The following is a 19588-nucleotide window of genomic DNA, read 5'->3' as shown; positions in this document are numbered from 1 at the left end:
CAGGTCCCCAGGAATGGTAGGCGCGGCATCGAGGACAGCGAAGAATCAGCCCCGAACCCCGCTTCATTATGATTTCCCATTGTTCCGGTTGTAAATCGAGGTAACAACATAAGCAAAACTCAAAAGGGATCATAGCTGTGACCTCCAGTATGCCATTTAAATGGAAGAGTTTTACTACAGTTTATCCCTCATCAACCGGAGTTTGTTCCCATACTAATGAATTTAGATGCTTATTTAAGAATAAATAAAGAAGTTGTAGCAACATCAAAGGATAGCATTGTGATTCTGAGCGTTATTATATCTCAAATACGGAAATGGTCATCGTATCCCCATTTTCTCTCAATCCAAACCGAAGAGACCGTTCAGAAAGGGTGCTATTTAGAAAATCCACGAGTTTATAAAGGTCAGGGTGAGCTGTCAAAGTTTCCTCAGCGATCGGTTCAGATGCTATTTCGGCCTGGAGAAATGGATTCAAGTTGGAAAGGTTTTCAATGTTCGGAAGCGGTTCAACCGTAAAAAGGCATTCCTTCCTCTCGGAAGAACCCACTTGCTTCGACGGATCTGAAATATCATCGGCAAAAACCTCTCGGTTACCGATATAAACCCAAGCTTCAGATGGTTGATCGTCTATCCGAATCGTAACTTTTTCGCGGTAATACATAGGAACATCATCGAATAATCCTTCGTACTCATCGATTCGCTGCAGGTCGTCGTCTGTTAAACCACTCCATAGGGTTCCTTTTACGATAGCCTCTTGCACCGGAAGAATAAAGGGGTAGCCGTAGGACGAGGGATACCGCTTATAGCCAGTCAACAAGGCCGGGAGGGGTTCTCCTGCACTATGGTCTAAGAGTCCTTCCATCGTTTCCCGATCCATGAGGGTACCATAGACGAAGAGGGCGTGATCCATAACCTGCTCCTCCTTCCTTAGGGGAGATCTCGGGAGTCGCGGATCAAGGCAAAAGCTTCGCTTCTTGTGGCTTTGCTCGACTTAAAGACACCTCGTACAGCTGAGGTAACCGTTCGGGAGCCCGGCTTTTTGACGCCGCGCATCGTCATGCACATGTGCTCCGCCTCGATGACGACCAACACACCTTGCGGGTCCAGTTTTTGCATAATCGTATCAGCGATTTGCGAAGTGAGCCGCTCCTGAAGCTGAGGGCGACGGGCAAAACCCTCGACGACCCGGGCCAGTTTACTCAAACCGGTGACACGACCAGACTGAGGGATATAGGCTACATGGGCTTGACCGTAAAAAGGCAGCAAATGATGTTCACACATGGAGTAGACGGGAATGTTCTTGACGAGCACCATCTCTTCATGCTCTTCCATAAAGAGCACATCCAAATGCCGGGACGGGTCCTCTTCCAGTCCGCCGAGGATTTCTTGGTACATACGGGCGACCCGCTTCGGCGTGTCTAGGAGGCCTTCTCGTTGCGGGTTTTCCCCTACCGCTTCGAGGATCATCTGGACTGCTGTTTCAATTTTTTTCAAGTCCATTGTTAAACACCTGCGATTCTTTATAAAATTCCTAAAAACTTATGGGTTTGAGGGATGAGGCGAACGTCATGGTGAACTTGCAAGGCCGCTGCTTGCAAAGCTAAGAGTCGGGAAGGCAGAAGTGAAATTTTGCCGTCTTTTTCCGTGAGGGGCTGTAAGATGAGTGGATACGTCGGGGCTTCCCGCTGAACCATTTCGCCGGCCCGTAAAAGTTCCCTTTCGCTCACAGTGTCGGTAATGACGATCTTGGCATAGCCCTGTTTTCGGGCGGCGAGGCGCAGAAAATCCCGATGGAGAGCCCAACGAAGTGAATCCTCTGACTCCGGGATTTTTATATCCATACTGACATAATCGACAAGATCGATAAGCACAGCCAACTTGTCCGGGAGCGTTCCGTTCGTCTCAAGATAGAAAGGGATACCCAGATAACTCCATCGAGTGATCAATTCCTTGATAAATTCAACTTGCAGAAGCGGTTCACCTCCGGTTAAGCAAACCGAATGAACCGGTTTTGACGTTTGTTGAACTAGAAAATCCTCGATGCGAGATAAGGAAAAAGGGTTTTCCCAGTATTCGAAAAGGCCGCTGCCTGGTTCTCTCTCTACCCGGCAGTGAGTAGGTCTCGGCCCACTTCCCGGTGTGTCACAATAAGAACAGTCCAAATTGCATCCGAAAAAACGCAGGAAGATCTGGCGGCAACCGATCCAGGGGCCTTCCCCTTGGGCAGAAGTCATCAGTTCAACGAGGTGGGCCGCTTGCAATGATCTATTCAACTCCTCGTACTTTGCACCGAGCCATATAGATGTCTGCCACCTCTGCGGCGTACTGGTTCATTAACCGTCGCGCAAAAGCCTCTGGATTTTTTTCGCCAATCTGTTCCAAGGAAGCCGTAGGCACGGGAGTACCGTCGGTGCGCAGGTTTAATCCGACGTGGATCATCGTCGATACTGGAGTCAATGTAGCAATGGACACGGATAATTTTTTCTCCCGCCAGTACAGGTCGTCTCCACGCCGGATCAATGAGCCGCCACATACTTCTTCCAGATCTTCTTTGATGATAGTCATGAATAGCCGCTGACGGTAGACCGTTTTCTCCAGATCCATATCAAAATGCTCGATAATAAAATGCAACATCTCTGGACTATAGATCGTATCGCCGACGAGGACGTCTTCCAAATCAACCATTTTATCTAGGCCGACCTTACAAGGGCCGCGAAATGCTGTGACACTGTCTCCCATGATATGAAAATGGCGGTAGGCCCAAAGGGAACGCAATTGTGTGCCGTCATAGCCTAAGGGTTCTGAAAAAAAATAGGTTTTTAACACCGCTCCGACTCCTTCCCTGTAACAATCGTTACTTCATCTTTTCATTGTACCATTGAAAAAGGACGAGGGAAAATATAATTTCGGCAGGAAATGTCCCTTATAACCCGAACTATCCATGAAGGGACCTACGCAGAATAAAGGTGGTATTTGGATGACAAGGGAAAACGCCTTTTTCTCATTAGAGAAAACCTGCCCAGTCTGCGGCAGAACTTTTTCAGTCACTCGAATTCGCAGTTCCTCGATTCGCGTTAAAGAGCGGCAAGCCGATTTTCGTGTGGTCTTTGAGGGCGTAAATCCGCTCTATTATCAAGTATACGTCTGTCCAGCCTGTAACTACGCAGCTTTAGACAATAGCTTCGATAACCTCTCCGGAAACATGGTGACCATTCGCCGTTCTCTTCTCGACGCCCAGGAGCAGGAACCCGATTTTCAAGGCCGTCGCACGGAAGCGGTGGCCCTGCGGTCCTTTCAATTAGCTCTTCGAACAGCACAGATCTGTGGCTACTCCCAGAGCGTTCAAGGTGCTTTGTCACTGCGGGCAGCCTGGATCGCCCGGGACATGGGAGATCATGATACAGACCAGATGTACACGGAGCAAGCCCTGCATTACTATGAACAGGCTTTTGAAAATGATCGCTCTACCAAGTCAAATACAGTGACGATCACTTATTTGATCGGCGAACTGCACCGGCAAGTGGGCCATTACAATGACGCGATCCGCTGGTTTTCTCGGGCGGTGACGAACCCTGCCGTCAAACAGGAACCGGAAGTAGAGCGGTTAGCTCGGCAGCAGTGGGAACTGACCCGCCAACAGGCCAAAGGGGGAAGCGGAGACGATGCTCCAATGCCCCCCTCCTCTTCCCCAGTCGTTCCAGTTGCCGTCCAAATCGAAGAGTCCACGAATGAGAAGGCAGTTTTCGCTAGTCCCAACGTGGTGAAAACAAAAAAACATAGCGGTCCCAAAATCCGATTCACTGTTTCCCTTTATGAAGACGAATTGGATTGGCTGAAAAAGATCAGCACTGTCCCTTACAAAGAGGCCAAAGAGTTCATGGATAAAGAAACGGTTTTACGAGCCTTGTTAGATGCGGCCTTGGAAGTTATTCCAGATGTACAGGGCTTTACCAATGAAGACGAATTGAGGGAACGATTGATTCAATTGATGAAAGACGGAAAGAAACCAGGGAATTAATCCCTGGTTTCTTGGTTTTGACAGTGATGACAAATGCCAAAAAACTTCAGTTGATGATCGACGATTTTGAAGTTCTTTCGCTTCTGGATCGCCTGTTCCAGCGAATCAAGCAGATCATCTTCAAATTCGTAGACCTTGCCGCATTGAGTGCAGATGAGATGATGATGATGGTGAGCTTCATCGCCGGTGAGTTCATAGCGGAGTCGACCGTCACCAAAATCCATTTTCTGCAGGATATCCATGTCTGCCAGCAGTTCTAAAGTCCGGTAGACAGTGGCTAGCCCGATTTCTGGATGCTTCTGTTTCACAATACCATAAAGGTCTTCGGCGCTAAGGTGACCGTCTTCATCAAGGAGCAGGGCTTGAAGAATGATCTTTCTCTGTGGCGTAAGTTTGTATTCTTTTTGGTGGAGCCTATCGCACAAATCGTGAAACCGGTCCAAATTGATTGGCCCCCTGACACAGTGAAGTGGTTTTAATGGCATTATACTGATCTTGAGAATAGTGTGTCAAACCTCAAAATTTTAAACGGTACTGCACCATCAATTGCAGGGTGTTTCCCTGTTCCGTCTGCTCGATAGAGACCGTCTCCCCCAGTTCCCTGCCCATGGAGGCGGCGATCACCTTGGCTTTTTCACTGGCGTCGTTGAGAGCCGCTTTTACAGCCTGTTTCTTCGCTTCTGTTCCGGGAAGAGCCACCGATTTTACCAACTGAGTAGCACCGTTAGCTAAGGCCACGTTGAGGATGTTGTTCTGCTCGTCGGCAACGATGCCGCTCACTTCGACGGTCGTCGTCGCGATATACCCCTGGATGATCGGGGTACGGTACGAACCGGGGGCAGACCATTGAGGTTGGATTTGCCTATCGCCGATGTGGATGTTTTCCTGGGAAATACCATTATCAGTGAGGTTAGTGGTAAGCTTGTCCAGGGATTTGTTCATGGCCTGTTGTGCATCGTTCGCCGTCCGTCCTCCCTGTTGAACCGACAGGATCAAACGAACTTCTGAGGCCGTCAAAGCACTTTGACCGGTAACCGTAATATGTACATCCCGGGGGTCGATCGCAACGGCTTGCTCCAGGGGCGGTGCCGGTACCCGGTGAGTAGACAGATAGAAGGACGTGAGCACGATAACACCGAGAAAAACGACGACGACTTTGTTGGCTGTTGAAAAGGGTTTTGCCACAATCAATCCTCCGATACGGGAAATCTCGTCCTAAATCGGCTAAATCATGAATACAGTGTAGGCGAGGAGGTGGACTCGATGACAGATCAGAACGAGTCTGGTTCATTGTCTTTGGTTCCGGTGCTTATCGGAACCGGATATGCAGTGGCCGCATCGCTAGGCATATCGATCCTGCTCGTCTTGTTGACTCAATTACCCAAAATATCCGAATACCATAGCATGAACATGACCGTTGTACATACAGCCTATGGTCTTTGTTCTGTTGGTGCCGGTTGGGCGGCGGCTCGGAGAGCGGGAGCAAAAGGATGGATTTATGGTCTGCTCGCGGGTCTTAGCTTTTATCTCGTCACCATCGCGATTGGCTATTTTGTGCCTGAACCTGCATACACGGTAACGACATGGTGGAAAAAACTTACCTATGCGGTCATCGGTGGAACCGTCGGCGGTATTTCCGGAATTGCTTGGAAAGAATGAACTACCCCTTCGTATCTTATCATAGGGGCAAGAAAAAGCCAACGGGAAGAGGCCAAGCCTCTCCCCGTTTTCATGTGTGACTATCCCATGATTTTCAGCAACAAAGAGCGCAAGAAACCGGGCAATCGTAAAAAATATACCCGCATGTCGGTTCACTCCTTTTAATGTGTCCCTCCTACTCCCATTCCTTTCATATCATATTTTGGACAGGGGCATTTGGTGACAACGGATCAGCCAAGTTTGAAAAAAAACAGCGGCAGCTGTTACAGACAGTACCATGAGAACGGTCGTCGACAAATGGCTACCAAACAAAAGCAAGGCCGCCATGGCTGCGCTAGCACTCAAGCTGGGTGAGCGTGTCAATAGAAGAAAAGACAATGCCACCGCTACAGAGAGACGGCCCAAATCAGGAGCAAGCCAAAGCAATAAGCCGTTGAGCGGTACCCAGACATTTCCTCCCCGGCCGAACAGTACTGGTGACCAGCCATGACCGAGCGCAAGAAACAAAAGGGCCACCCAGCAATTGGTTTCATGAACTTGAAACCATGTAGCCAGGCAACCGATAAATACTCCTTTGGCCGATTCTAAAAGAAAAGCCAATAGCATCGCGTCAGCGCCAGCCAGTCGTAACAACTTAACCGGTCCAACCGAACCGGGTCCGTAATCGTCCACTGCCAAAGAGTAACCGAGTCGCCCCACCCAGTATGCCAGAGGGAGGGCGCCCATCAGATAGGCGCAACAAAAAAGCGCCAAGGCCGTGAACATAGAATACCTCCCAGAATGTGGTAGTAATGTCTATGCAACGGCCTTGTTCATTATGCTATCGTTCAGTTTTCGTCGGAACCTGTGTACAATCATCCATACCGGTACGGCAAGCGGCGCAGATAAAACGGCCGCACTTTTTGCAGACAAACATGTTGATCTGCTTTTTTTCCATGCAGTCGTAACAATACATGGAATCACAGTGGCCACAGATAGCTCCTTGCGTGTCCGTGGCGCCACAATGTTCGCAATAAGGGATTTGCATGAAAAATTTTTTCACCTCACTGTATGAAGGATGATATCGACGGTCATACTATGGGTGTGGAAGTCCCCTGTCGGCAAGATGGTCCCTTCCCGACTAGCCTAACCAGCGAAGAGGGACTTCCACTAATCTTTTTATAGACTTTGAAAAGAAACCCCTGGTGTCGGGCCAGGGGTTTTGCTTTTATGGTACTAAAACTTGGGAACTTTAAGATTGGATACCATCAGCCCCGCCAACAGCAACATAGCCACTGGGAAAAACAAATCAGGTAAATGATCTCCTGCTAAACTAAAGAGGGCCATCAAGGGGCCGGCGACGGTGATGGGGATACCGAGAAAATGGGTCGTAATGTTGAGGATGTTGAACCGAGCCAAGCGGATAGCGCCGCATAAGGCAAACAGGATAGCGACAGTCAGTCCAATGATCCCGTATGGCTCATTGAGTTGAGCCGCGTAGATCAGGATAGCCGGAGCCACACCGAAGGAGACAAGATCAGAGAGCGAGTCCAACTCTTTCCCAAAGGGAGAGGCCACGTCCAGTTTTCTGGCAACCTTGCCGTCCATGCCGTCCAGTATGGCTGCTAACAGAATCATGATGGCGGACATGCGGTAATTTTGATCCATTGTGTAGACGATGGAAAGGATACCGAGCAGCAAGTTCGTCAGTGTGAAGGCATTAGGGATGGCCGCCTTATGATTCATCAAATAAACCTCCATGGTACAACGCTTTGCCAGGGGCACGACGGACTTAGCTTTATTCTATCACCTTTATGGCTCCGACGAAAGGTTGCCATTTGTTTTCCTTTTCATTCCATTCGTAAAATTTTGCCTGAATGGTGCGCTGAGCCAGTGCGTCACCGCATTTTTCCACGTCCTGTGGAAATACACGCAACGACAAACCGCATCCCTCAGCTAGTTCGCGGGGCGTCGGGACGACGAGGCAGCTAAGGGTGACCTCTTTAAGGATTTCTTCGGCAGCCATTGCTTCTTGGGGCGAACGAAAGGTGATCAGGGGAAAGGTTTTATGACGCCAAAGAGTCTTAGCGGGCATATCTCCTCCAACCCAACCAGTAACGGCTCGGCTGGGCAAAATCAAGTATTTCCCGGCCTGTTTCCGTCATTGTTTCCGTTACGACGATGCCGGGGATCCCTTTTTGAATGGCTTTTGGGTCGGCACTGCTGTCAGCAGGTGCAAATAATATGGGCAGTTCCACTTGGCGAAACATCGGAATGTCCCCCGCTGAATCACCAACAGCTACGGTCTGTTCCGTACTCACTCGATATTTTTTACAAAAATGACGAACCCATGCTCCCTTATCCCGATGAATATCGTCGGCAGAGACATGAACAAAAACCTTTCCGCTGGCCTTCTCTTCCACTATCTCCAGTTCATTGGCTACGGCGTCGAAAATCCCGAATTCTTTGGCTAATCGGTCTGTCAGCAAGGTCAACCCGGTCGATAAAAGGATGATTCGGTGTCCCTGTGACTGTAACGTGTGCAGCAATTCTTTCACTTGAGGGCGAATCGGAATTTGTGAAACCCATTCTTGAAGCAGACGGGCAGGAGTGTCGGCAAAATGGGCGGCATCCCTTTGGGCAAATTCTTCGTAGGTGATTTTACCGCGCAAAAATCGTTCTTGAATAGGGATTCCTATTGTGTTCCATATACCTAAGCGGCGGTAGATATACTCCCATACGTTCGACCCTTCCGTCAGGGTTCCATCCACATCGAAGAATACAAGCATGCTGTTCTCCTCTCCCTCGACTCATGCGAAAAGGCCGTCAGGTGACGGCCTTTTTTCTTATTCCACGTCAGCGAGGTTATTCCTGCCAACTGTTCAGGTACTTCGATTGGACTTCCGTCAATTCGTCGATAGATACACCGAGAGCTTGCAAACGAAGTTGTGCGACTTTGCGGTCGATTTCTTCGGGAACGGGATAGACTTTTGGTTCCAACTGTTCCCGGTTGGTGAAGACGTATTCCAAGGACATCGCTTGCAGGGCAAAGGTTAAATCCATCACCTCAGCAGGGTGGCCGTCTCCACAAGCTAAGTTCACCAGTCGACCTTCTCCGAGCAGATAGACTTTGCGTCCGTCGCGGAAGGTGTACTCTTCGATGTTGTTCCGTGCGATACGGACACTCGTGGAAAGGGCGCGAAGATCTTCTTTATTTACTTCTACGTCAAAGTGGCCGGCGTTACAGAGAATCGCTTTGTCTTTGATGACTTCCAGGTGTTCTCGGCGGACAATATCCCGGTTGCCCGTGACGGTGACAAAGACATCACCGATTTTCGCTGCTTCCACCATCGGCATGACTTCAAAGCCATCCATCAAAGCTTCGTTTGCTTTAACGGGATCGATTTCAGTGACGACGATGCGGGCATTGAGGCCTCTAGCCCGGGCGGCAACGCCTTTCCCGCACCAGCCGTAGCCGCCGACGACGACGACTTTCCCGCATACGACCAGGTTAGTCGTTCGCATGATAGCATCCCACACAGACTGACCGGTTCCGTAGCGATTGTCAAAGAGGTACTTCATTTGGGCGTCATTGACGGCCATCATGGGGAAGCTTAAGTGACCTTCCTTCGCGAGCGCTTTCAATCGCAAAATACCGGTTGTCGTTTCTTCGGCTCCGCCGATGATTTTTTTGGCTTGCTCAGGCCGTTCCGCGTGAAGCGTAGCCACTAAGTCACCGCCGTCATCGATGAGAATATCCGGCTGAAAATCGAGGGCCTTATTCAGGTGCATTTTATATTCTTCATCTGTAGCTCCGTACCAGGCATAGGCGGTGACGCCGTTTTGCACGAGCGCAGCTACCACATCGTCTTGTGTGGACAGCGGGTTGGAGCCGCAAACAGCCACTTCCGCACCGGCTGCCTTAACAGTCAGCGCCAGGTAGGCCGTTTTCGCTTCCAAGTGCAGGCAGATGATTACTCGTTTACCAGCTAAGGGCTTGCGCTTTTCAAAATCCTTTTTCAACTGGTTCAAGATAGGCATGTGTTGGGCCACCCAGTCGATTTTCAACTGGCCTTTCGGGGCAAGAGAAATGTCGCGAATCATCGATTCCACAGAAGAAGCCTCCTTGAAGTCATTATTCATTTACAATCCGCTGTCAGGAGACTGAACGCCTGACGGAACGGGGGGAGCACCAGGGATGACACGGTTGGGCGCCGCCGTGGAGGGGTTAGTCGGCTCAACGGAATTACCAGCAGCAGGATTATTTGTGGAAGGAGTTCCGGTAGAGGGTATGTTGATATCGGGATAGCCAGAGCTATTGTTTTGGGGATTCGTGACAGAACCTGTTGAATGATTCCCCGTAGTAGATTGGTTACTGGAAGGCGCTTTCGGATTCTTCGGATTCAGCGGGTTTTCAGGAGATGCCTTTCCGTTGAGACTGTCCGTCTTTCCGTTGGACGTTCCCGGCTTGAGCGAGCCTTCGCCAGTCGTCTTTTTGCCGTCAGAGGCAGTCGATGGGTCGGCCTTCTCATCCGCTTTCTTATCGTCAGCTTTTTCGCTGTCATCCGATTTGACCCGCGGTTTTTCCTCTAAGACGACGGTCCCTTCATCGATCACTTTCGTCGTAATGATGCCGCGCATAAAGTCTAGGGCCGCCTGCTTAGCTTTCGAAGGGTCAACATACCAGTAACTGATCCCGTTTAAGGTCATAAAGTTGCCTGGCAAGGTGTGCGCGATGATGTTCTCAGACTTCCAGTCTTTGGCCATCATGGCCAAAGAAACCATATCGCCGACTCCGAGATCGGTTTCCACCACTTTAGATAGTTGCGGCACCAAAGCTGGCAGTTTCCACACCGTATTCATTTGCAGGGCCGATTTGGCCAAGGCTTGTAGAAACTTTTGCTGCCGTTGAGTACGGCTGATATCGCCGAGCTCGTCCGAACGAAAACGAACGTACTGCAAGGCTTCTTTGCCGTTTAATGTCTGTACGCCCTTTTTTAAATTAATTAAATCCTCGGAATCTCCTTCATTATGATACATGTTTTTTTCAACGTCAATTTCTACACCGCCGAGCGTTTCGACGATTTCGCGAAAACCGTCAAAATCGGTTTTCACGTAGTAATCGACCGGGATGCCCAACAAGTCTTCTACGGTCTTCTCCGCCAAGGGAACACCGCCGTACATGTGGGCCGAGTTGATCTTGTCCAAGCCGTGCCCGTCAATTTTTACGCGTGTATCCCGTGGGATCGATAAAAGGAAGACTTTTTTATCCTGACGGTCGATGCTGGCCAGGATCATGGTATCGGTCCGGCCGGTATTCTCACCGGGTCGTTTATCGATGGCCAACAGCAACACATTCATGCGCTTTTTTAATTCGGCCTGTGTCAGCGGGCCGTCGGAGGTAACCCCGTTATTCTCGGAAGATTGTAAGCTAAATAATCCGTATGAGACCCCTGCCGTCAACATAAACAACAAAAATAAACCCAAACCAAGCGTCAATCGGGGATTTGTAGGTTTTTTCATGCATCACCCTCCTTGCCCTTAGGATTCCATGCCATTATAATTCCTTACCCCTGGCATGGCAAGAAAATCAATAATAAATGAAGGAGGCTGCCGCCTCCTTCAGATTTTTACTGTTTCTTTTTGTCAATCGGTGCGCCGCAAATCAAGCAACGCTCCAGGTTTTCTCCTTCTACATTGTCGCATTCTTTACATTCAGGCGACTTTTCGACGACACCGCCCTCGACGAATTTTTCACGAAACCGCTCCAGTTCGTCCTGTTTGTCACGGCGGCATTCGTTACACTTGTCACAGAGAGACATCAGCGTCTCCTCCCTTCCTCCATTACAGCCATTATATCCGATTCATAGGAATACTTCCAATCATATCATTTACATATGCTTTTATCAGTGTTACACTAAGCTTGTACAATAGATGTACAGGTTGCCACTGGGAACACTTTGACATCATGTGTAGCTAGAAGGAGGATTCCCATGCGAATTTTCATCCCCTGGACCGAAACGACCTGGACCGTGCTTCAATACTTGGAGGATAAAGTCCTCGTTGTCGCAAACGATGGCCGCCTCACTGGTAAAGAGCTCATCTTTCCGCGGTACCACGAAGATTACGTCTACCTTCCCGCATAGGACAAGCCTGTTTCCAATAGGTTCATAATTTCCGATTTTTCGGGCGCCTTTACGGCGCCCTTTTTATTTTTCCCATGCACCATAATTTAGCAATCGAAAATCGAACAAATTTCCATGACAAAGCCAACGAATGTTCGTATAATGAAACTGACGTTCTAAGAATATATGTTCTAAGGTGAAGTTGTACACAGAGGAGACGATGGGTGTGAGTGAGCTGTGAAACCTACAGTTCTGCTGGCAGACATGAATTCTTTCTATGCTAGCGTGGAGGTAGCCCATAATCCCTCTCTGAAAGGAAAAGCGGTGCTCGTCTGCGGTGATCCGGAACGGCGGCACGGGATTATTCTGGCCGCTTCCCGGGAAGCCAAAGCCTACGGCGTGAAGACGGCCATGACCGTAGGGGAAGCCCGGGCTGTCTGTCCCGAGGCGATATGTGTCCGCCCTCGTATGAGTCTTTATATGGAAGTTTCCTGGCAGATCCAGCAAATCGCCCGGACTATCTCCCCCCTTGTCGAGCCCTACAGCGTCGATGAACTCTTTATCGATGTGCGGGGCACGGAACACATTTGGGGAGACGCCGTAGAAGCAGCCCGGCGATTTCGGCAACGAGTCTGGGACGAGGTGAAGGTCCCCTGCTCTGTCGGTATCGGCCAGAACAAGTTCTTGTCCAAAATGGCTTGCGACGTGGAAGCAAAGAAAAGCCCCTCTGGCGTGGCGCTTTGGACGTCCGATGATATCGAAACGAAACTTCACCCCCTGCCGCTCCGAAAAATGTTCATGGTTGGTTCCCGCATGGAGCGCCATTTTCGCAACATGGGCTTAATCACTATCGGCGATTTAGCCTACTATCCGGTCCATTACCTCATCAAGCGCTTTGGCATCCGTGGTGACATTTATCATGATCTCGCCTGGGGAATCGATGGTTCACCGATTATTCAGCGAACCCTGGAAGAACCGAAAAGCATCGGCCATTCGGTGACTCTTCCTCGGGATTATCACCACAGTTCCGATATTGAACTGGTCCTGCTGGAATTGACCGATGAAGTCTGCCGGAGGACGCGGCGGCTGAACAAAGCAGGCCGGACTGTTTCCGTCGGGGTGCGGGCCTATGATTTGACCCGTGGATTTTACCGGCAGACGACGATGCCGACGCCGTCCAATTTATCGGCTCAAGTTTATGAGAAAGTGCAAACCCTTTTTCGGCAGCATTGGGACGGCCGGCCTGTACGCAGTCTTACCGTAGACATTTCCGAACTCAAAGAAGACGGCCCGCTTCAACAGGAGCTGTTTCGCGATATGGACCGGGAAGACCGAGCCAGCCGGGTCATCGACCGGATCCGAGAGTCCTTTGGAACATCGGCCATCCTGCGCGGCTCTTCCTTAACCGCAGCAGGGCTGGCCCGGGACCGAGCTGAAAAGATCGGCGGTCATTATATGTGAAGGGCTCACTGATTCGCAGCGAAAACATCCCCATAAGCCTGCCAACCATCATCGCGCATGCGAAACTGAATCGCACCGTCGTAGTCATTGATTTCAGGAAGGCCTAAAATCGCCAAGGGACCATCAATGCCAGCCTGGCGGTATTCTTCGGCTTGGTTGAAGCCGATCACTTGAACTCCACCCCCACTCAAGCGCAAGTGATTCCCTTCCCGGCCCATAAACCGCACCTGTTCAGGCCAAAAGGGGGCCAGCAAGATGTTGGGCCGGGGACATCCAACGCCATAAGGGGCGAATTGCTCAATCTCTTCAATCAGCACCATATCTAAATCTTCCGGTCGCAGGAGGTAATCGATCTCCAGAAGGGGTGTGAACAGTTCCGGAGAAACACTGCCAGCGGCTCGGTTTAAGCGCTCCCTCAATAGGGGCAGGTTTTCCCGAGGCAATGAACAGCCGGCTGCCATCTCATGCCCACCGCCTTTCGTCAGCAAGTCGGCACAGTCGTCGATCAGGTGCTCCTTAACCGAAAAGCCTTTCACGCTTCGGACAGAACCTTTCAATATGCCTGCATCCTCGCTATCGGTGAGGACGAGCACAGGTCGATAATACTCCTCCTTGAGCCGTGAGGCGATTAAGCCCACGATGCCTTCGTGAAATTCCGGATCGTAGACGACGAGAAAAGAATCCCGCTGATTGACCAGCCGAGTTGCCTTGTCTGTCTGCCGGCGAGTCATTTCCTGCCGCTGTTGATTTACATCCTTTAACTCCATAGCCAATGCCCGGGCTTGTGCATAGTCCCGGGTGAGCAGCAGGTCTACCGCCGTCGCCGGGACGCCGTCAAGCCGACCCGTCGCATTGAGCATCGGGCCGAAGATAAAGCCCAAGTGATAGTGTGCATTGACTTCCCGGTGTAAAGCGGCCACTTCCTTAATAGCCCGCAAGCCCGTCCGAGCCCGCTCTCCCCAGTTGATCAGCTTCAGCCCGTTTTTTACGAATATCCGGTTTTCTCCAGTCACCGGCATGACATCAGCGACGGTGCCGATAGCGACCAGATCAAGGGAGCGGAGCAACTCACGAGGGCAGCCGGCCTCGTTGAACAAGATTTGCAACACCTTAAAGGCGACACCGACGCCGGCGAGACTTTTATAGGGATAGGGACAATCGGCTTGCCGGGGATTGACGATGGCGTCAGCCGGAGGAAGTTCGCTTCCCGGCTCATGGTGATCGGTAACAACGACTTGCATGCCGAGCTCTTTTGCCCGCTGGACCGCTGTGACAGCGGAAATGCCGTTATCGACGGAAACGATGAGCCGAGGGTGCCCTCCCCGCCGGGCGATCTCCTCTACGCCATTTGGGTGCATGCCAAAACCGTCGACAAAGCGGCTGTTGATATACCAGTCCACCTGAGCGCCGAGTTTGCGTAAGCTTTCCACCATCAAGGCGGTCCCGGTGACACCGTCACAATCGTAATCGCCATATACGGTAACAGGCGTTTGATTATCGATCGCCTGGCGGATCAGCTGCGCTGCTTTTCCGGCGTCTTTTAATAGAAGGGAGTCGTGCATATCGTCAATGGACGAGCGGATGAAGGCCTCCGCATCATCCGGTTTGATACCCCGTCGCCACAACAAGGCCGACTGAAAAGGAGAAAGTCCTGGATAAGGGGGCATCGATTGCTGCTTGGGAAAGACCCAGCGCATGGGGTCACCTCCGTGTAAATACAACTACTTCGATTTTAGGCTGCAGAATAAGCTTACAAAATTCTCTTTTTCTCGAAGGTTTTCCTGCTTCAATCATGAAGGTGTGGATTCGCCCACTCCACTAACACTGCTTTGTTCAGCGATTCTTCATCGTCTAAGTAATCATCTAACACCTGTAAGGGGCGCAAGCCTTGCCGTATCATAAAGGTGAGCACCAAATCAGTGATATCCCCCTTCACCACCTGCTGAACATATTCCTCACAGGACATTCGACGGGCATGCTTGTGGAAGTTCGGGATCCGGCAGCCGGCTAAAAAACGTTTCAGGCCACGGCGGATGACCAGTTCCTTGCGGGCTTCGTAAAGGGCGCGGGCCACGCCGCGGCCCCGGTAGGCGGGACGAACACAGACGTCAATGCCGTAGAGGCTGTCCCCATAGGGATCATGACTGCCGCGGATGTATCCGTCGTCAGCGACTTCTGCCCAGGTATGAGGTTTGCCTTCATGGCGGATCAGCAAAGACGTAGCCGATCCGACGATTTTTCCATCCTGTTCAGCCACCATGGCTCCTTCGGGAAATGTGTCTACATGGGCGGCGATTTGCTCTCGCTTCCACCATAACTCCTCTGGAAATGGCGGCGGAAAGGCTTCCCGCTGCAGATCGAGCATTCCCTCAAAGTCATTGAGTGTGTAGGTACGTACAGTGATCCCCATTAACGCTCCCCCTTTTCCACATGGATAATCATTTAACTAAACAGGACAGATGATCAGGTAATTTAATCCTTGTCCCAGGTAAGGTATAATAAAAAAGTCATGTTCGGTCATGAAGTAATTGATTTGGAGATGACCTTATTGAATGTACCATCGTACCGCTATGGATTAGAAGATCGTCCTCCCCGTTGGCAAAACCTGATCTATGGCCTTCAGTGGTTAGCCATTACGGTGCCGCTGATCATCATTCTGGGAAAGATTGTTGCCCGAATCCATTTTACCGATCCTATGGCCCAAATCACCTATCTGCAAAAGTTGTTTTTTATCACTGCAGTGATGCTCCTCATTCAGGTCTATTGGGGACATCGACTACCACTGGTCACTGGGCCCGCAGCGATTTTACTTGTAGGCATTATAACGAACGCAGGAAGTCCCATGGATGCCATCTATTCATCGATGATGGTCTGTGGATTTCTGCTGACTATATTCAGTGCAACCGGCTGGTTTACCTATCTAAAGAATCTATTTACGCCACGGGTCGTAGCGGTTATCTTGTTGCTCATCGCCTTTACACTTATCCCCACCATTATGAACCTCGTCATTGCCCCTGAAGCCGAAGGCTCTCCCCTTCAACATCTGCTGTTTTCTTTGCTGCTTTTGCTGGTTGTGGTGGCTCTGAGTCAAAGGCTGTCCGGGCTCTGGAAATCGACGCTCATTATCTGGGCGATGCTCGGCGGATCTTTGACTTATTACCTGTTGTTTCCTCAAGGCCCTTCCGAGTCTGCACAAGTACCCTTCTTGGCTTCTTTCTTTCGCGATGTGACCTTTCATGTTTCGCTGGAACCAGCTTTGATTGTATCTATGCTGCTATGTTACGTTGCCTTGGTGATCAACGATCTGGGGTCTATACAATCGGTTGGCAAGATGGTTCTGGCCGACAGGATGCCGGTGCGCATTTCCCGAGGTGTAAAGGTGACCGGTTTGGTGAATTTACTTTCGGGTTTTTTAGGCATTATCGGTCCAGTCAACTTTTCTCTAAGCCCCGGTGTCATCGCCTCGACAAGCTGTGCCTCCCGATTCACACTCGTACCGGCAGGTGTTTTCCTCTTCGTCATTGCTTTTTCGCCGAAGCTGATTCAATACCTCGGCAACATCCCACCGGTTGTGATCGGCACTTTGCTTCTATATATCATGTGTTCCCAAGTAGCGACGGGATTGAGGATCGTCTTCGAGTCGACAGACCCCTTGAGCATGGACAACGGTTATATCGTAGGCCTGCCGATGATGTTGGCGACAGTCGTTTCTTTTTTACCGCCTGCAGTCACAGCCAGTTTCCCAGCTTTGGTCCGGCCTATTTTGGGCAACGGTTTTGTCATCGGTGTGCTGGCGGTGATCATTTTGGAGCACATCATTTTTCGAACGGAGGATTTAGAAAGGGGCTGACCCGCTTAGTGGGTCAGCCCGCTTTTTCTTTTATTTTATTTCTTTGGAGAAGGCAAGACCTTCATCATACGAACGTGCCATATACCAGCGTCTAAGAAGGGCTCAGAGGACACTTTTTCGTAGCCCAATTTCCCATAAAAAGCTTGTGCATGTAATTGGGCATCGAGGAGGGTCCGGCGGTATCCCTCCCGTCGAGCGTTCTCCTCCAAAGCTTGGACGATGATCGCTCCCATCCCTTTACCTCGGTGTTCCTTCCTAACGGCTATGCGCTGTAACTTCGCCGTTTCCTCGTCATAACGGCAGAGCCGGCCCGTGGCGACACCTTTCCCGTCCAAGCGGATCAAGAGGTGTTTACAGGACGAGGGAGAGCGATCGTGATCGTCCACTTCCAATTCTTCTGGGACGGCTTGTTCCAGGATAAAGACGTCTTTGCGGATGGCCAGGCATTCCTTTAGTTCATCGACAAGGGTGACTTCTATTATATCCACTAGACACTCCTCACTCTTGATTAGCTTGGGAGGCCTTCTGTTGGCAATGCTTGCAGGTATGCTGGGGAATGAGTAATGCCAGCTCTCCGGGGCGTATTTCTATGGTATCACCGGCGATAATCTCCAATCCCTGGGTCAAAGGGGTACAAAATCCTCGATCTTCTTCAAACAGGACGGACATATGGGTGACGACGCCCCAGTCGGTCAAGGCTTCTGGAAAGAGAATAGAATCCAGATTTCGAGCCATGAATCCGTCACCGGTTTGGGTAAACTCAAACTTAACCGGCTGGCGCTGATAGCCTTGGCCAGACACTTCCACAGTGATATCCATTTCGTATGTATCAGTATAGGTCTCCACTTTAACTGGGTCAGCAGTAAATAGAGCGACGTAACATTCCGGATGTTGGGTCAATGTACTCCCTCCTCTTTTCCCGGTTATCATACCATATCGGGAGGGAAGTTGACATTTCTTTCTCCAAACGAAAAGCTTCCGCCACAATTCCAGGATTTTGAGCACCAAGTAGCCGGCTCCCATCCAATCGTGATGGTGGCTAAGGCTGCACAGGTCGATCCCTACAAGCAAACCGCAAAGCTGGGCGATTCTCTCGGTAATCTTGACCCCTGCAGGCGTCCGCCTGAGCCAGGTTTGGCATGGATAAACGCCAAACCTGTTGCATCTCGAAGGAAGTAAAATGGAGGTTTGTTAGGCTGTCTAAAACAGATTCTATCTTCGGTCAACAGTTATCCTCAGCTTGACTTCCGTTACGTATTTGTGTAGAATAACCTTTGTGTTCGGGGCGTGGCGCAGTTTGGTAGCGTGCTTGGTTCGGGACCAAGAGGCCGCAGGTTCGAATCCTGTCGCCCCGACCATGGTTTATCCGGGGTTTATAAAGTCTGACAGTGGCTATGGTTATGATTTGACGCCTAACGTGACGCCTACGGTGGTTTGAAGTTGGTATAGTTTAGGTCCAGGATGAGATGTCCTGGGCCTTTTTACTTCAACCGGATATAGATATTCCTTCTATTTCCGATTTATGAGATTTTCTGTTTTGATGAAATAGAAAATATTATGTCTTTAGAGTTATAATATTACTGGAATAAACAAGTTTGACTAGCCACTACGAACATAAAAGGAAGATTGTTATGCTTACGGAGTTTCGACTAACGATAGTTTTTTTACTAACTGCGTTCATCCATATGTTTCAAACGTTTAACTATTCTGTAAGACTGGCTGGTGTCCGTACAAGGCGGGTATCGATGGCCTATTCATTGTTTAGTGTATTATTTCTTTTAGCGAGTACGGCTAATACTATTCAGGCACCATTAATGGCTAAAGGAATTGAGGCAGCCAGTTCGTTGCTTCCAAATATCAGTTCTAATAGTCCCGATGCATACTCTGTTTTTGTAGAATCGGTAGATACACAACTAAGATATATTCTCCTAGGGGCGACAGTAGGGACAATTTGTGGTACGCTGTTGATTCCCAGTTTTACGAGAATTTTTTCAAACAGCATTCTGTTACTTGAAAAAGCAGGATCTGTTCCAAGGTTATTACTAGCCACTCTCTCTTTTCGAAGATTTAAGCACTTGGTCAACAACGTACAACTCCCTAACTTGGAAGTCATAGCCCGTATGAGAGAAGAACGTACAATACCCACTAAAACGCTCATCCTTAATATTATTGTCACAGCGATATTTTCGACAGGTGTTTTATCCGCTTTGTACGCTGGGGTGCTCGCACCTGAATATCGCCAAACCGCGGGATATTTGGCGGCAGTAATAAACGGAATGGCAACTATCTTACTTGCTACGTTAATCGATCCAGTAACAGCGATTTATACCGACGAGGCAATTAGTGGAAAAAGATCCGAAGACGAAGTAAAGTCGTTAGTCATGTACATGGCTTTTAGCCGGATCACCGGCACATTGTTTGCACAAGTGTTATTGTTGCCATCCGCAAAAATCATTCAGTGGGTTACTCATATAATCTAAATAAATGTTTGGCCGC

At 49.9% G+C, this 19588-nt stretch carries 24 protein-coding genes and 1 tRNA gene; 7 read left to right on the top strand and 18 right to left on the bottom strand.

The annotated features are described in order from the left end of the window. Positions 1–295 precede the first annotated feature (295 nt). From GJ688_RS20490 to GJ688_RS02800, 4 genes are read right to left on the bottom strand one after another with little or no spacing between them, the layout of a single operon-like run. Entirely contained in the window at positions 296–910 is a 615-nt protein-coding gene (locus GJ688_RS20490) for a DUF4264 family protein (protein ID WP_155475028.1), read from the bottom strand. A 17-nt stretch (positions 911–927) separates the two neighbouring features. Further along, positions 928–1500, bottom strand: a complete 573-nt coding sequence (folE, locus tag GJ688_RS02810; RefSeq protein ID WP_155475027.1) for a GTP cyclohydrolase I FolE — start codon at positions 1498–1500, stop codon at positions 928–930. A gap of 20 nt (positions 1501–1520) precedes the next feature. Further along, positions 1521–2273 (bottom strand): 7-carboxy-7-deazaguanine synthase QueE, encoded by a 753-nt coding sequence (locus GJ688_RS02805; protein WP_155475026.1) that lies wholly within the window; start codon positions 2271–2273, stop codon positions 1521–1523. Then, a complete protein-coding gene (locus GJ688_RS02800; RefSeq protein ID WP_170291602.1) occupies positions 2266–2826 on the bottom strand; it encodes a DUF366 family protein in 561 nt (186 codons plus the stop codon). Before GJ688_RS02800 ends, GJ688_RS02805 begins: the two co-directional genes overlap by 8 nt. 151 nt (positions 2827–2977) lie before the next feature. Between GJ688_RS02800 and GJ688_RS02795 the strand changes: the two genes are divergently transcribed. Beyond that, positions 2978–4018, top strand: a complete 1041-nt coding sequence (locus GJ688_RS02795) for a DUF2225 domain-containing protein (protein ID WP_170291601.1) — start codon at positions 2978–2980, stop codon at positions 4016–4018. Here the strand turns inward: GJ688_RS02795 and GJ688_RS02790 are convergent. Further along, positions 4015–4461 (bottom strand): Fur family transcriptional regulator, encoded by a 447-nt coding sequence (locus tag GJ688_RS02790; RefSeq protein WP_235910728.1) that lies wholly within the window; start codon positions 4459–4461, stop codon positions 4015–4017. The genes GJ688_RS02795 and GJ688_RS02790 overlap by 4 nt on opposite strands. Before the next feature lie 73 nt (positions 4462–4534). Continuing rightward, entirely contained in the window at positions 4535–5203 is a 669-nt protein-coding gene (locus tag GJ688_RS02785; RefSeq protein ID WP_170291600.1) for an SIMPL domain-containing protein, read from the bottom strand. A gap of 78 nt (positions 5204–5281) precedes the next feature. On the opposite strand from GJ688_RS02785, the gene GJ688_RS02780 reads away from it, so the two are divergent. Then, entirely contained in the window at positions 5282–5677 is a 396-nt protein-coding gene (locus tag GJ688_RS02780) for a TIGR04086 family membrane protein (RefSeq protein ID WP_155475022.1), read from the top strand. Positions 5678–5872: 195 nt separating this feature from the next. On the opposite strand, the gene GJ688_RS02775 is transcribed toward GJ688_RS02780, so the two are convergent. From GJ688_RS02775 to GJ688_RS02740, 8 genes are all read right to left on the bottom strand, one after another. Continuing rightward, positions 5873–6442: a glycerol-3-phosphate acyltransferase gene (locus GJ688_RS02775; RefSeq protein ID WP_155475021.1), complete on the bottom strand. Its 570-nt coding sequence runs from the start codon at positions 6440–6442 to the stop codon at positions 5873–5875. 55 nt (positions 6443–6497) lie between these two features. Further along, positions 6498–6704, bottom strand: a complete 207-nt coding sequence (locus GJ688_RS02770; RefSeq protein ID WP_155475020.1) for a hypothetical protein — start codon at positions 6702–6704, stop codon at positions 6498–6500. 188 nt (positions 6705–6892) lie between these two features. Further along, entirely contained in the window at positions 6893–7402 is a 510-nt protein-coding gene (gene pssA, locus GJ688_RS02765) for a CDP-diacylglycerol--serine O-phosphatidyltransferase (RefSeq protein ID WP_155475019.1), read from the bottom strand. Between the two features lie 52 nt (positions 7403–7454). Next, positions 7455–7751 (bottom strand): DUF3343 domain-containing protein, encoded by a 297-nt coding sequence (locus GJ688_RS02760; RefSeq protein WP_155475018.1) that lies wholly within the window; start codon positions 7749–7751, stop codon positions 7455–7457. Further along, the gene (locus GJ688_RS02755) at positions 7741–8445 is read right to left on the bottom strand and encodes an HAD family hydrolase (protein WP_155475017.1); all 705 of its coding nucleotides are present in this window, start codon (positions 8443–8445) and stop codon (positions 7741–7743) included. Before GJ688_RS02755 ends, GJ688_RS02760 begins: the two co-directional genes overlap by 11 nt. Before the next feature lie 76 nt (positions 8446–8521). Further along, a complete protein-coding gene (locus tag GJ688_RS02750) occupies positions 8522–9760 on the bottom strand; it encodes an adenosylhomocysteinase (protein ID WP_235910751.1) in 1239 nt (412 codons plus the stop codon). Between the two features lie 39 nt (positions 9761–9799). Beyond that, entirely contained in the window at positions 9800–11179 is a 1380-nt protein-coding gene (locus tag GJ688_RS02745) for an LCP family protein (protein WP_155475015.1), read from the bottom strand. Between the two features lie 107 nt (positions 11180–11286). Further along, positions 11287–11478 (bottom strand): hypothetical protein, encoded by a 192-nt coding sequence (locus GJ688_RS02740; protein ID WP_155475014.1) that lies wholly within the window; start codon positions 11476–11478, stop codon positions 11287–11289. Between the two features lie 171 nt (positions 11479–11649). Between GJ688_RS02740 and GJ688_RS02735 the strand changes: the two genes are divergently transcribed. Next, on the top strand, positions 11650–11802 hold the full coding sequence (locus tag GJ688_RS02735; protein ID WP_155475013.1) for a hypothetical protein: 153 nt from the start codon (positions 11650–11652) through the stop codon (positions 11800–11802). Positions 11803–12018: 216 nt separating this feature from the next. Next, positions 12019–13242, top strand: coding sequence for a DNA polymerase IV (locus GJ688_RS02730; RefSeq protein WP_207708738.1), 1224 nt, complete (start codon positions 12019–12021; stop codon positions 13240–13242). A gap of 5 nt (positions 13243–13247) precedes the next feature. Here GJ688_RS02730 and recJ read toward each other — a convergent pair whose 3' ends face one another. Together recJ and GJ688_RS02720 are read right to left on the bottom strand one after the other, a co-directional pair. After that, a complete protein-coding gene (gene recJ, locus GJ688_RS02725) occupies positions 13248–14939 on the bottom strand; it encodes a single-stranded-DNA-specific exonuclease RecJ (protein ID WP_155475012.1) in 1692 nt (563 codons plus the stop codon). Between the two features lie 89 nt (positions 14940–15028). Next, the gene (locus GJ688_RS02720) at positions 15029–15652 is read right to left on the bottom strand and encodes a GNAT family N-acetyltransferase (RefSeq protein WP_155475011.1); all 624 of its coding nucleotides are present in this window, start codon (positions 15650–15652) and stop codon (positions 15029–15031) included. Between the two features lie 138 nt (positions 15653–15790). Here GJ688_RS02720 and GJ688_RS02715 point away from each other — a divergent pair, with 138 nt between their 5' ends. Continuing rightward, positions 15791–17092, top strand: a complete 1302-nt coding sequence (locus tag GJ688_RS02715) for a uracil-xanthine permease family protein (RefSeq protein ID WP_207708737.1) — start codon at positions 15791–15793, stop codon at positions 17090–17092. Positions 17093–17127: 35 nt separating this feature from the next. Here the strand turns inward: GJ688_RS02715 and GJ688_RS02710 are convergent, their stop codons facing one another. Both GJ688_RS02710 and GJ688_RS02705 read right to left on the bottom strand, forming a co-directional pair. After that, a complete protein-coding gene (locus tag GJ688_RS02710; RefSeq protein WP_170291599.1) occupies positions 17128–17580 on the bottom strand; it encodes a GNAT family N-acetyltransferase in 453 nt (150 codons plus the stop codon). Between the two features lie 10 nt (positions 17581–17590). Beyond that, positions 17591–17992 carry a phage tail fiber protein gene (locus GJ688_RS02705; RefSeq protein WP_155475010.1) on the bottom strand — a complete coding sequence of 134 codons (402 nt, stop codon included), beginning with the start codon at positions 17990–17992 and terminating at the stop codon, positions 17591–17593. Between the two features lie 381 nt (positions 17993–18373). Here GJ688_RS02705 and GJ688_RS02700 point away from each other — a divergent pair. Continuing rightward, a tRNA-Pro gene (locus GJ688_RS02700) sits at positions 18374–18450 on the top strand. 273 nt (positions 18451–18723) lie between these two features. Continuing rightward, positions 18724–19572 (top strand): lipid II flippase Amj family protein, encoded by an 849-nt coding sequence (locus tag GJ688_RS02695; RefSeq protein WP_155475009.1) that lies wholly within the window; start codon positions 18724–18726, stop codon positions 19570–19572. Positions 19573–19588: the final 16 nt, after the last annotated feature.

Origin of the sequence: Heliobacterium mobile (assembly GCF_009720735.1) — a bacterium.
Classification (GTDB): Bacteria; Bacillota; Desulfitobacteriia; order Heliobacteriales; family Heliobacteriaceae; genus Heliobacterium; species Heliobacterium mobile.
This window is presented reverse-complemented; position numbering and strand designations above follow the sequence as displayed.